The sequence below is a fragment of the Alteromonas confluentis genome (assembly GCF_001757105.1).
Lineage (GTDB): Bacteria > Pseudomonadota > Gammaproteobacteria > Enterobacterales > Alteromonadaceae > Alteromonas > Alteromonas confluentis.
Map to the genome: position 1 here is coordinate 152149 of NZ_MDHN01000041.1, position 12766 is coordinate 164914.

Annotated in this window: 10 protein-coding genes and 1 pseudogene; 2 read left to right on the top strand and 9 right to left on the bottom strand. The window is 44.9% G+C overall.

The annotated features are described in order from the left end of the window. Positions 1-16: 16 nt before the first annotated feature. The 6 genes from BFC18_RS18660 to BFC18_RS18685 all read right to left on the bottom strand — a co-directional run bounded on the left by BFC18_RS18660 (position 17) and on the right by BFC18_RS18685 (position 7006). Positions 17-3388, bottom strand: coding sequence for a motility associated factor glycosyltransferase family protein (locus BFC18_RS18660; protein WP_070127062.1), 3372 nt, complete (start codon positions 3386-3388; stop codon positions 17-19). Between the two features lie 2 nt (positions 3389-3390). Continuing rightward, entirely contained in the window at positions 3391-3540 is a 150-nt protein-coding gene (locus BFC18_RS21960) for a hypothetical protein (protein ID WP_245680432.1), read from the bottom strand. 161 nt (positions 3541-3701) lie between these two features. Beyond that, a complete protein-coding gene (gene fliS / locus BFC18_RS18670; protein WP_070127064.1) occupies positions 3702-4130 on the bottom strand; it encodes a flagellar export chaperone FliS in 429 nt (142 codons plus the stop codon). A 22-nt stretch (positions 4131-4152) separates the two neighbouring features. Then, positions 4153-5583: a flagellar filament capping protein FliD gene (gene fliD / locus BFC18_RS18675; protein WP_070127065.1), complete on the bottom strand. Its 1431-nt coding sequence runs from the start codon at positions 5581-5583 to the stop codon at positions 4153-4155. Between the two features lie 12 nt (positions 5584-5595). Then, positions 5596-6075 carry a flagellar protein FlaG gene (locus BFC18_RS18680; protein ID WP_070127066.1) on the bottom strand — a complete coding sequence of 160 codons (480 nt, stop codon included), beginning with the start codon at positions 6073-6075 and terminating at the stop codon, positions 5596-5598. A 91-nt stretch (positions 6076-6166) separates the two neighbouring features. Beyond that, on the bottom strand, positions 6167-7006 hold the full coding sequence (locus tag BFC18_RS18685) for a flagellin N-terminal helical domain-containing protein (protein ID WP_070127067.1): 840 nt from the start codon (positions 7004-7006) through the stop codon (positions 6167-6169). Between the two features lie 375 nt (positions 7007-7381). On the opposite strand from BFC18_RS18685, the pseudogene BFC18_RS22195 reads away from it, so the two are divergent. Further along, positions 7382-7456 (top strand): annotated as a pseudogene (locus BFC18_RS22195) (hypothetical protein); the annotation flags it as partial. A gap of 231 nt (positions 7457-7687) precedes the next feature. Here the strand turns inward: BFC18_RS22195 and BFC18_RS18690 are convergent. Continuing rightward, entirely contained in the window at positions 7688-8533 is an 846-nt protein-coding gene (locus BFC18_RS18690; RefSeq protein WP_070127068.1) for a flagellin N-terminal helical domain-containing protein, read from the bottom strand. 968 nt (positions 8534-9501) lie between these two features. Further along, a complete protein-coding gene (locus tag BFC18_RS18695; protein ID WP_070127069.1) occupies positions 9502-10353 on the bottom strand; it encodes a flagellin N-terminal helical domain-containing protein in 852 nt (283 codons plus the stop codon). A gap of 227 nt (positions 10354-10580) precedes the next feature. Between BFC18_RS18695 and BFC18_RS18700 the strand changes: the two genes are divergently transcribed. Continuing rightward, complete coding sequence (locus BFC18_RS18700; RefSeq protein ID WP_070127070.1) at positions 10581-11552, top strand: hypothetical protein; 972 nt, start codon at positions 10581-10583, stop codon at positions 11550-11552. On the opposite strand, the gene flgL is transcribed toward BFC18_RS18700, so the two are convergent. After that, positions 11529-12758 carry a flagellar hook-associated protein FlgL gene (gene flgL / locus BFC18_RS18705; protein WP_070127071.1) on the bottom strand — a complete coding sequence of 410 codons (1230 nt, stop codon included), beginning with the start codon at positions 12756-12758 and terminating at the stop codon, positions 11529-11531. The genes BFC18_RS18700 and flgL overlap by 24 nt on opposite strands. Between the last annotated feature and the right edge of the window lie 8 nt (positions 12759-12766).

Consider the following 12766-nt stretch of genomic DNA (forward strand, 5'->3'; position numbering starts at 1 on the left):
GTTTTCGAATAAGCGCTTATTCTATGCCTCTGGCGACCATATCGAGCAACCGCGATTCATAAATATCCGCAGACAATTTCCGCCCCATAAGATCCAGTGCTTTCAACTCCGGCAAATAACACAGCCTGTCTCCACTATTAAGTAGTAACTGCGTTTCGCTAAGTGGCTTTTGACTCACAATGAGGAAATCCGCGCCTCCGTAGCAATGGTAGCCAGAAAGCGCTTGAAGCAAATATGCCACGCCAGCAGGCTCATAGTCTTCGCAGTAAATCAGTTTTGGCACGACAATGACACCCGTCAAGCCGCTTGCCACTCCAAGTACCGCAAAGTTCACGCAGGTTTCTTCGTTACATGACGACGAAGCAAACGGGGTTTTATAGCTCCCCGGTAGATAAACAGTATTACCGGTTTTCAGGAACAATGTGTCAACCTGTTCAACTTCCCTGCGTTGAATAAGGTGCTGATGCGGATAATCTGCTTTCTGTTCAGTAATGTCGGTGGCAACGTAAACCAACGGGGCCTTTTCTGTCGAAGTCTTATTCGCGATCTGAAGATAAACGCTGTACGAACAAAGAGCTTCACCGTCGTGCGTTTTCACTCGCACCGGATTCTCTTCGAACCATTGATTTAGCAGCAACGCTCTGCGTTTACCCATAAAACTGGTAATGTTATCGAACTCAAACTGCTGGTTATCAAAACTTTGACGAATATAAGAAAGGTAACGTTTCCAAACGCCTGCGAGTTGCTCACCTAATTCTACGGCGCGAGTCTCACTTTGCAAATTGACCACTTTTGTCAGAGAACTATTTATATAGTTAAGTGTGCCGTTCAAATAAAAGAAAAGTAGAGAGCGCTTTCTAAGCAGTGAGGCAACGAGAATATTTCTCTGCTCTTCTATGCATTCGGCAACGTCACTGCGCTGGGCAAAGTGCGCTGGTAATGCATGAATCAACTCATCAATTTCAGTAAGTAATTGCCCATGATTGAACCTTGCCGAAAAGTCGTTATCAAATTCAGTAAAATTCAATGCTGTAAAGCCGTTTTCCTTCAAGGCATCAACGGCTTGCTGCTTTATCTCTGGATTGCTGATAACAATGGCATCATCTGAATGCAAAGGTCGGGTGCCATTTATTTTTGCACCATCATTCAGGTTGTACACATCTACCCGCTTCCCTTGCAGCGTGGTTTCTAGCACGGATTTAGAAACTTTAAACTCATATTTGGTGTTAACAAACGGTCTGAAATTCCCTGGAATAACCAGGCTGGTATTGTTTTCCGTTGTGTAGTCGTAGAGATCCTGGCCTTTCTCGTCATAATACCCTGAGGTTTTGCTGTGATGGTGATTTTCATCCACAAAGCCTAAATCGGTACCGAAAAGATAAAACTGCGAAAAGCCAATTTCTGTGAAAAAATTAACTGCAAAATTGGTCACTGTTGGATAAGCATTGTCGAGCGCAGCGAAGATTTTCTGCCCCAAAACTTCCTGTATCGACACCGTAGAGGCCTCTCCTTGTTTAAAGGCAAGAAACACATCTCGGTACAGATTGCAGGTGTCAGGGTGTATACCATTACAACTTATCAGTGAAATTGATTTTAAATAGTCGGGGTCGTTAACCCGCACAGCCCAATCGTAAGTAGAACGATTAGCCTCAATTTCTGCATGAAAATCCGGGGTAATTCCATGCTTATGAAGCGTTTGCAAAGCCGTACCACAGGAAACGACAATGGCTTTGTCGGCTTCTTCTTTTAACAGTGGTAGTAATTGATCTAGCGATGGACCGTTGCCCACAACGAATACAGGCACATCTTTGTCATCGGTACTGAGCTTTTTGCTTACGCCTTTTCTCAGAAACGGCGTACCTTTTTTAATTGTGGCATAGGTATGAGATATACCGTATCTGGCATTGTCAAAGTAATCGCCCATCGCAATCATCACTTGTAGCTGCTCGCGCAGTTGCGATACAGCCTTCACCAAGTGCTCGTTGTAATAGCTCTGATAAAAATAGGTATTCGCCAGAACGTACGGCCCTATAGACTGGAACTGTACCAGTAAGTCGTTCGTCAGATTGGTACCGTCATCACCAATATTTAAATATAGGCGACGTTTTTTCTGTGAGAAATAGGTGAGGATCGCTTCCCAGTCGAGTGCATACAAGGAAGCGTAGAAAAAGTCTTTGTTGGGCTCACAGATGAACAGCTTTTCAACATCGTAGTGGTGAATTAAATGCTCAAGTTCAAAGCCAGCAGCCATGCCAAAGAAGATGATTGATTTTATTTGCTCCGGCAAATTACCGGTTTCATCTTCAACGCCTTTGAGTACCTTTTCGCATTCCATTACCATTTGATAATGCAAATAGTTTCGTAGCTTCTTCCCTTTATACCCCAGCACTATGCCATCTTTGTGCGGATGCTTTGCGAAGCACTGAAAGCTATCGGTCGACGCCGTTTCAGCGTCGTAATGGTAAAGCCAGGATTGGGTTTTGCGATGAACAATATTCAGCTTGTCTTGACTGTCATATCCCGCACTCCAGATATCCGGCTTGTAATCAGCAAACTCTTTATAAATATCTGGAAAATACTTTTTAAATGCCTGAAGGTTGGTGTCTCTTTTAGCAGTGTCAAACGCAAAATCATCGGCAGGCTTACACTGCCTGAATGTCCACTGAGGAACATAGTTCACAATGGGATTACGTTGGCTCACTGACGCGTTCCACTTTGTAAAAGCACTCCAACTATCTGTTCTTAATCGGTATTCTATTTCATCGAATACCGGATTGTTGAGGTGTTTGTAGAAATAGAAACCCGTGCAGCCTAAGTGCGTCTGCAGCTCTTCAATATTCTCGACAAGCTTTTTTCCATTCTCTCCAATCTGCAGAAATAAGCCGATACCGTTTTTCTTTGCCAGCGACAAAATATCCCGCCATTCAATGGCGGACAGAGAGCATACAAAGTGCTCTTCATTGGGCTCATAAATTACGATGTTCTTGTATTTGTTCTCTTCAATAACGTTCGGCAAATAGTAACCGAGCCCTAATCCCAGAATAACCAACACATCGGGATCTCGAAGCCTGTCCTCAACGAGATAAACCGGTTCAGCCAGTACCATAGCCTGCCTGAAGTGCTCGCCTACTTCCTCTACAGGATGCAATCCGTAAAGTACTTGCCCACTACTGACATTAACGATATTTATCTCACCAAACTTATTGCACAGAATGGTAGAGTTTGTGGTGGCTTCATTACTGATACACGACAATAACGACGGAATGTTTCGGCGAAAGGCGTCAATGCCTTCCCGGTGTCGACGTCTGATCGCCACCGCCGCCTCGACTTCTACCTTTTGTTGTTCTGCTTCGTCGCTATGAATATGTAATTGAATTTGGTTCAGCATGTTTACTTGTACTTGTTAACGGCAGCCCGACCCCGGGAATATTTAACCACTTCATCTTTTGCATTACCTAGCAACCCTTGCGCCAGCTCTTCAAGCTTACGATTAATCTCTAGTTCTTGTTTAGCAAAGTCAGTGCGTTGGTCAGGTGGCATTCTGCTTAATGCACGAAGAATAACTTTGTGGCGTATCTGGGATAAGTATCGAAATTGCTCAGAGGAAAAGTCGTCGCTGGAAAGCGTTAGACAAGCAGTCAACCGGGCGTTGACTGCTTTTAAGAATAGTGGAGTATCGCTATGATTTAGAATCGAATTTTTCAAATAGCTTGTCGGTTAAGACGTTGGGCCTCGTAAGCTTCCTGCTTAGCAGCTTCCGGAATTTGTACCCACGCATCGCGGATTGGTGTTAACAGGCTAGACACTTCACCTAACATATTCAAGTCATTATTGATGTGCGCATCATTCAGAAGCTGAACCATGTAATTGTAAAGTGCGAACATATTGTTTGCGACTTCACCACCAATTTCTAAATCAAGGGTATCGCGCAAGTGCATGATAATTGCGCTAGCTTTAGAAATATAATCTGCCTTGCTGACCAGATCTTTACGCTCCATTGCACCTTTCGCATAGGCAACGCGATCCAGTGCGCCTTGCAACAGCATCAGTGTCAATTTGTGTGGATCGGCATTGGCAACATCTTGTTTCAGGTTGCCTTTGCGATATGCGTTTATACCTTTAAGTGACATAGTAACTCCAACTCAATTTTACTTATAATGACGCGAGCAATGCAGAACCGGTTTGATTCAGTTGCGCCACTGTCTGGTCAAGGTTTAAATATTTATCTCGCAGCATACTTTCATAGCTGGCCATACGAAGTTCAAGGGTTTCTCGTTCATCGTACAATTCGTCGCGATCATCTTTCACGGCTCTCTCACGTAGGCTTATTAGCCCACTGTAAGAGGTATATTCTTTAGCAAAGTCGTAAAGACGTGTGGCAATGCCTTCATCGGAATCGGTAAATAAAGAAGCGATTTCATCGAAGTTATCTTCCATCGCATCTTCCAAACGATCTTCACCGGTACCCAAGCCATAATCAGTAGTGCCAATTTCCAGCCTTCCTTCGTCGTTAAATTCAATACCTATCTGGAACAAACCACCTAAGGCCGATGCACTTACGCTATCGCCGACGATGGAGGCTAATCCCGTTTGGATACTTCGAATTAACGAGTCACCTGCCAATGCGCCGTCTTCTTCCAGCTCAGACTCACCGTAACGGGTAAGTGTGCCGATTTCATCAATGAGCGCATTATAGTTATCGACAAAGTCACGGATTTTTTTATCCAAACCTTCTTTGTCATAACCAATATTTAATTTGGTGGCGAGGAAATCGCCAGCCGCGTCTTTAGGAGAAACTTCGTTAACCTCAAACGACACGTTCTGAATGGTGTTTTCGAACTCGTTTGAGCTACTTTGCACTTCAATGCCATCAATGGTTGCGATAGCATTTCGGGCACTCTCAATATTTGCGGCGCTGATGTTATTGGTACCACCGGTGGTAGACAATCTGTCCAGCTCTGCGGCACCGGTATCGTTGGTAATAACCAAATCATTACCGTCACCGGTTTCGCTTGAAGAAAAGACCAGACGAGGACCTGCACTGGTACCCGTGTCGATGATATTGGCCGTTACGCCAAAATTATCTTCCGCCTTATTAATTTTTTCACGAAGTTGGGTAAGTGTCATACCCGCCGTGATATCAACGGTAAAACTCTCGCTACCGCCTACATCAAACGTGAGTGAACCGGTACCTGAAGACAGTACCGAATCACTGCTAGAGGTAAAAGCGCCATCGTCAGTGGTTATACGACTTCCCGCTGCAAGCTGGGAAACGACAACTTCATACGTACCACGTAAAGCTGAGTTTGACGCATCTGCAGACAACACATCGTTGTCTTCCGACGGATTGGTGATGGTAGGTTCCCGCCCGTTAATGGCGTTATCACTACGCAATTCATCTACGGCGTCTTTGAAGTCGGAAAGTTTAGACTTAATTTGACCAAGTCCTGAGATTTCAGCCTCTATCCGCTCTTCTTTTGCATTCAAGCGCTCCTCTTTCGGCGTGCGCTCTGCAGCTAATAACTGTTGTACAAGATCGTCGAGTGCTAACCCTGATCCCACACCTAGAGACTGAATTGTCATAACCTACCCCATCTAAACCTGGTTGTTGATAAACACTCCTACGCTGTCACCAACATCCTGCTGTAAATCCTGAATACGTTCAGCAAGCTTCAACACTTCTTCCGAAGGTATTTGCCTGATGACTTCTCCAGATGTCGAATCTTTTACGGTCACCACCGAGCGGCTAGTATTTTCATCAACAGAAAATGCCAAATCTCGATTTTGGACTTTCAGGAAAGATTCAACCTTAGCTACCGCTTCCTGTAGCTCAACATCATTTTCCTCTCCTGACACTGTATCGGCTTGCGCTGAAGAAGCTTGAGATAAATTCTTTGAATTTTCTGTCGCCTTCTGCAATTCCGAAGAAGCTGGGAGAGTAGTCCGTTGTTTGTCGCTGGTTTGTGACGAACCGTCAGACGATGCTTCGGCAGCAGGTAGCGGACTCGCCTGAACGGGCGCAGCCTGAGTCTTCAAAGCAAATGTCTGGCCAACTTGAGTATTTTGAATTTCCACCTAATACCTCCTTACTGAAACGTCTTAACGGGTACTTGCTTATGTGCGAGTAACCCGTTTATCTCAATTAAGGTAATAACTATATTATAGCTTATCCGAGTAGAGATAGCGCAGTTTGCGGACGCTGGTTTGCCTGACTCAGTACAGAAACCGATGCTTGCTGAATAATCTGGTTACGGGTTAATTCAGCGGTCTCGGTTGCAAAATCTGTATCGCGAATTTGCGAACGAGCAGCAGACAAATTCTCACTGATATTACTCAGGTTACGAATAGTCGATTGGAAACGGTTTTGCAGTGCACCTAAGTCGGCGCGTACCGCCCCGATACCAGAAATAGCAGCATCAACATCAGACATCAGCGCAGACGCACCATTCGCTGTTGAAACATTATTGGTAGTAATGCCCAAGCCAGTCGCACTGAAGCCACTGATTGAACCCAAATTAGTAGAAGACAAGTTAACAGAGATAGTCTGACCGGCGTTGGCACCAACCAGAAATTTTGCTGAAAAATTACCATCAAGAATTTTCACGCTACCAAACTGTGTGGTGGTGGCGATACGTGAAATTTCAGTACGTAAAGCAGACACTTCTTTTTGCAGCGCCTGACGGTCAGACGACGAGTTGATGCCGTTCTGCGATTGAACAGCCAGCTGACGAATACGCTGCAAGCTGGTCGTAACCTCAGATAATGCACCTTCTGCTGTTTGAGAAAGCGAGATTGCGTCATTCGCATTACGTACAGCCATGTTCAAACCCTGAACCTGAGATGTCAGACGATCTGAAATTTGCAGGCCAGCAGCATCGTCGGCTGCACTGTTAATACGAAACCCTGATGATAGTCTTTCAAAAGACGTGTTCAGACGATCATTCACGTCAAAAAGCTGACGCTGCGCATTGATCGATGAAACATTAGTATTTACAAACAAAGACATAAATAACCTCCTAGGGATTCAATGGCCTATGTGGTATCATTAAACCCTTCCAGTTCAAATTAGACAGGTCACTACTCCCGTCTAATCCCTCTTTTAAAAGTAAAGTAAATTACCCCTCAACAATAGGTATCGGCAAAGTCTTTAGGATCTTTAGCTTTTTTTTGAATTTTTTTTCTCACCTCAAAAAAACACACTTAAGCAATTGTTTTAAAACAATTTTAAATTCATGTTTTTTTTAATTTTGCTAATAAAAAAGCAAGAAACGCCTGAAACTAGAGGTTGTTTGTTGAGCGACTCTGACATATAACAAAAAGCATTCAACCACCAAAACGCGATGTTTTGAAAAGTGGGCAGTAATTTGAAAACTGGCACGCGAAGTGCTTTAATCTAAGTGAACGTCAGATTTGCTCAATCTGTAGATTCAATTGGCAAGGTTTTCGGCAAGAATAAAAAAGGCCGAGACATAAAATCCCGGCCAATTTGCTCACGTTAGGAGATTGAGCAAATTCAGTTACTGTCGGCTGGCAGGTGTTTAGTAGGATAAACTGGCCTCTCAACCAACTCTTCTACACTCTTAGTCCTGTTAGTCGGCACTTTCTTCAAGGAGCGGCCTCTCGGCCGCTAACCTTCTTATCGGGGAATGGCCTCTCAACTCCGTCCCGAGAAAATACCTCTTTCAGATTATCCTAACAGTGATAAAGCTGCTTGTGGACGCTGGTTTGCCTGCGCCAGAATAGTGGTACTTGCTTGTTGCAGGATTTGGTTGCGGCTCAGTTCTGCCGTCTCGGTGGCAAAGTCTGCATCTTTGATACGTGATCTTGCCGCTGATACGTTTTCAGAAATGTTGCTCAGGTTTCTAATCGTTGATTGGAAACGGTTCTGAAGGGCACCTAAGTCTGCGCGTAAACCACCAATGGCAGACACGGCTTTATCAACTGCAATCAATAATCGCGATGCACCTTGCTCAGTTAACACATTATCACTCACGATACCTAAGCCAGTGGCGCTAAAACCATTTACGCCAGCACGTCCAAGCGCGTTAGTAGACAAATTCACTGAGATAGTTTGACCTGCATTCGCTCCGACCAAAAACTTGGCAGAGAAATCACCTTTCAGAATATCTACACCAGCAAATTGCGTGGTGGTTGAGATTCGAGAGATTTCTGTACGCAGTGCAGACACTTCTTTTTGAAGTGCAAGGCGGTCCGCAGAGCTATTGATACCGTTTTGAGACTGGATCGCCAGTGTACGAATACGTTGCAGCGCGGTCGTGGTTTCTGCCATTGCGCCTTCTGCTGTCTGAGCAAGTGAAATACCGTCATTGGCATTTCGAACAGCCTGGTTCAGACCCTGAATCTGAGAAGTCATACGGTCAGTAATCTGAAGGCCAGCGGCATCGTCTGCTGCGGAATTGATTCTAAAGCCTGAAGACAGACGCTCGAACGCAGTACTCAGATTGTTACCAGTGGTAAATAATTGACGTTGTGCATTTAATGATGACACGTTGGTATTAACAAATAGACTCATGGGGTCTCTCCTAACAGTTCAAAGTGTTTGCGCTATTATTTTTATAGGTTGCGCGATGTAAATTTGTTGGCACGGTTAGTGCTACCTTCAATGTGTCAGAGTTTCTCTGACGTTTTTCCGGCACACTACCGGTAAAACTTGCTAAGTAGAGAAGTCACTTCTCTATGCTGGCTGGCGGGATTGTCGTTCCAGACCTCAAACCTCTCACTACCTCCTGGCTTCATTCTCGCCTGTCAGCAGCTCCTTCTTTGATACCCGCCAATACCCTCTATTGTTAGCGTTTCAACTTTAAACCAGTCACAAACACAACAATTGTTAACTAAACATTTGAAAGTAAATAATTAAATTCCTAACAAATTAATATTAACCAGGTATTTAAGCTTAAAAAAACTTCTACCAGCATTACTTTTTAAGCTTTTACTAAATGAATAAACATCATTCATTCCCTTTGTAATAGTTATCGTCATAATCGGGAAAATCCTTTAGCTTTTTTTTTAATTTTTAAAGGAATATTAGAGGAGGATAATTTCATATTAAATTCAACAACTTAAAATACCAAGCGGAGACAAAGTGAAGAGCTTGGCTGATATTTTTTTGCAATTCAGTCGGACTCTATTTGCAGCAATTCCTGTTGGATCGGCCATTGAATAACGATTTTCGTGGTGAATGACAGCGCAGAAAGCATTACGGCTATTGCCACCTGCAAGAGGTTGTCGAATGTTGATGAGACTGCAAGCACGCTAAGCTGGTTACAAGTGAGCTAAGTAGATTTCATAGCATAGGGAGCGCACCTCGCATTCCGCCGCTATGAGTTTTAGGGTGTGGGGAGTGATGAGCGTAAAACCGCTTGTCGCATAATAAAAAAGCCCGATGAGAACCATCAGGCATTTTTGACGCCGATATATACCGACTCTTACTTGCTAAGGAATGCAGCTAGAGCACTACCTCCTGGCTTTTCCCGCTAACGCTTAACCCAGCAGCTGCAACGCAGCCTGAGGACGCTGGTTAGCCTGAGACAGTACAGTAGTACTTGCCTGCTGAAGGATCTGGTTACGGGTTAGGTTTGCGGTTTCAGTAGCGAAGTCAGTATCTTTAATCTGAGAACGTGCAGCAGAAACGTTTTCTGAAATGTTGCTCAGGTTACGAATAGTTGACTGGAAACGGTTTTGCAGTGCACCTAAATCAGCACGCAGACCACCGATAGCAGAAATAGCAGTATCGATTTTTGCCATCATGCCGGATGCGTTACTGGTTGTCAGAACATCGACATTAGAACCGGTAATGCCCAAACCTGTTGCGCTGAAACCTTGTACGCCAGCACGCGTTAGCGAAGGCGACGACAGATTTACAGAAATTGTCTGACCAGCGTTAGCGCCCACAAGGAACTTAGCAGAAAAGTCACCGCTAAGAATATTTACACCGGCAAACTGCGTTGTGGTAGAAATACGTGAAATTTCTGTACGTAACGCAGAGACTTCTTTTTGCAGTGCAACACGGTCAGCTGAGCTGTTGATACCGTTTTGTGACTGTACTGCCAGCGTACGAATACGTTGAAGTGCGGTGGTGGTTTCTGATAGTGCCCCTTCAGCAGTTTGCGATAATGAAATTGCGTCATTGGCATTTCGTACGGCCTGATTAAGACCTTGTACTTGTGATGTCATTCGATCGGTTATCTGAAGACCTGCGGCATCATCAGCAGCGCTGTTAATGCGGAAGCCCGAGGATAAACGTTCGAAAGACGTGCTCAGAGAATTACTAACATCAAAAAGCTGACGTTGTGCATTCAGTGAGGATACATTGGTATTCACGAACATAGACATAAAGTCTCTCCTACACTCTCAGTCCAGCAGAGCTGGCTGCCGGAACTACCGGCGATTACAAATAGTAGTCACCAAAACCTGAGGGGTAATTGATGAACTGGCTCTCTCAGTAGTGTTATCGACTTAGACTTTAATCCCTTTAATATAAATCACTAAAAATTGCCGTGGAGCGGCAGACTGTTGCCGCCTATACTTGGTTAACATATTGGTTTTATGAAAATTTTGATATGAGAAATATTTTACAAATCCATCAGCTTAAGTACGTTTCACCTCTTGCTGCTCACTGTGCTTTTACCGATTTAATCGCGCTGGATGATGGTTTTTTATGCTGTTACCGTCGTGCGACCAATCATGTGAGTGGCGACGGCAGCATTGATGTAGTGAAACTAAATGAAAACGGCAAACGCCTTTTCCGGCAAACACTCAGTTTCCCGCAGACAGACTTGCGCGATCCCAAACTGTCTGTCGACGATAATGGGAAAATTTGGCTAATAGCCTACTGTCGCCAAGTTGAAAATGACGGCTCGACGATAAAAACGTCTATGTTGAGTTGGTTTTCAGACAATGGCAGATATTGGTCATCACCGAACCGGTTTGGCGAACATGGTTGGTGGTTGTGGCGCATTGCCTGGCACAAGAATACGGCGCTGGGACTGGCTTATAATCGTAAAGCGGATCGACTGGACTTATTTCAGGGCCATCCGCAACGCCGATTTTACCGGCATCCGGTTGCCGCTCTTAGTTTGGAAAGAGACGGATTGGGCTATCCGAATGAAAGTGATTTGGTTATTGATAATCGCGGCGAAATAAACGCCCTTGTTCGTCGCGATGCCGATTCATTCAGTGCCCAGTTTGGCATCAGTAAACCGCCCTATCATCGTTGGCAGTGGCAGGATCTTGGTGAGTACATTGGTGGCCCTGCCATGTTGCCGCTCGGCCAAGAACACTTTTTGGTGGCAGGCAGGAAATGGACTGGTGACACTTTTGTCACCCAAATATGGTTATTGAATAAGTCTTATGTGCAATTAAGCGAGTGTCTCACATTGCCCAGCGCCGGCGACAATAGCTACCCCGGACTGGTATTACAGGGAGACAACCTGTTTATCAGCTATTATTCAAGCCATCAGGACAATCAAACACGGGTCTACTTCGCTCACATCACCGGAGTAGAGACATTAGCCAATATAATCAAACAGTGAAAGGCCGGATACTCTTGGGAAGGTTGCCAGAGCGGCGCTTAATGCCGCTTCTTGCTTAGCAAATTCCGTTGAGGCTTCAGCGTAATCGGTCTCAACAATGTTCGCTTTAGCATCTTTGGCGGTAAGTTCTAAATCAAGATTGGTTTCGTAGATAGACTCAGCAATATTTAGCCTGCCCCCGAGAGAAGAACGCTCCAGATTGATGGTTTCCATGCCATTATCCAACCCAACCAAAGCATCGGCCAGCGCACTTTCCAATGCATCACCATTTAACGAATCGTCCATGAGTTGGTTTGCAATGTCATTTAAGGTTTCAGCAACGTTCTTCTTTTCTGGAGTATTCAGTGAAAAGTCTACGGTTTCCCCTACCGTAGCATTAACCGTAAAAGTCATTCCTTTAATGGTAAACGGCTCGCCAGATGTAAAATCAACGGCGCCAACAACGGCAGAGGTACCTAAATTAGTGAGCTGCACCTGGCCCGAGCCCAACACCTCTAACTGATAATTATTGTTAGCCGGTGTTACGGCATCATAGTTATTGTCGAAGAACTGATCGAAGGTACCCTGCTCTGCCACTTTGGCCGTAGTTACGTTTGCCCCCGCACTTGAACCTGTCACTGAGAAGTTATGACGAGCAAAAACGTTCTCGAACACTTCCAGTCCCGACGAACTGCGCTGAACAGTAACGCTATCAGAAAGCTTCACGGATGTGGTGCCTGAATCACCTGAGAATGTAATGGCGTTACCGGAGGCGGCCGGGTTAAATGTAAACGCTTGCTGCTGTGATTGATAACCCGCAAAGATAAAATTGCCCGAGGCATCCTGGGTGTTCATCAAATCCAGCACTTCGTTGCGGATTTGCTCCAACTCTTTGCCGATGGCCCCTTGGTCTTCCTCAGATAATATACCGTTGCCCGCCTGTACCACCAGCGTTCTGGCGCGACGAAGCGACTCCGACATATTGTTGAGTACGGCTTCCTGCTCTTCTAATGCGTTGGTAAGTAAATCGTTGTTACGTTGATACTGCGTGATTTTATCGAGTTGCTCAGTAAGTCGCACCACACTGGCTGCGCCAACGGGGTCATCACTGGGTCGATTTAATTTTTTGCCCGTGGACAGCGATTCCTGGGTTGCCGTGAGTTGCTTTTGATTTTCCATGATCGCACGGATGTTTTGATCATAAATCTGATTGGTAGAAATACGCATTTTTTACA

Excerpts from the sequence above, each read along its gene's own strand:
- BFC18_RS18660 (WP_070127062.1), bottom strand. The coding sequence starts at position 3,388 with ATGCTGAACCAAATTCAATTACATATTCATAGCGACGAAGCAGAACAA.
- BFC18_RS21960 (WP_245680432.1), bottom strand. The coding sequence starts at position 3,540 with ATGCCACCTGACCAACGCACTGACTTTGCTAAACAAGAACTAGAGATT.
- fliS (WP_070127064.1), bottom strand. The coding sequence starts at position 4,130 with ATGTCACTTAAAGGTATAAACGCATATCGCAAAGGCAACCTGAAACAA.
- fliD (WP_070127065.1), bottom strand. The coding sequence starts at position 5,583 with ATGACAATTCAGTCTCTAGGTGTGGGATCAGGGTTAGCACTCGACGAT.
- BFC18_RS18685 (WP_070127067.1), bottom strand. The coding sequence starts at position 7,006 with ATGTCTTTGTTTGTAAATACTAATGTTTCATCGATCAATGCGCAGCGT.
- BFC18_RS18690 (WP_070127068.1), bottom strand. The coding sequence starts at position 8,533 with ATGAGTCTATTTGTTAATACCAACGTGTCATCATTAAATGCACAACGT.
- BFC18_RS18695 (WP_070127069.1), bottom strand. The coding sequence starts at position 10,353 with ATGTCTATGTTCGTGAATACCAATGTATCCTCACTGAATGCACAACGT.
- BFC18_RS18700 (WP_070127070.1), top strand. The coding sequence starts at position 10,581 with ATGAGAAATATTTTACAAATCCATCAGCTTAAGTACGTTTCACCTCTT.
- flgL (WP_070127071.1), bottom strand. The coding sequence starts at position 12,758 with ATGCGTATTTCTACCAATCAGATTTATGATCAAAACATCCGTGCGATC.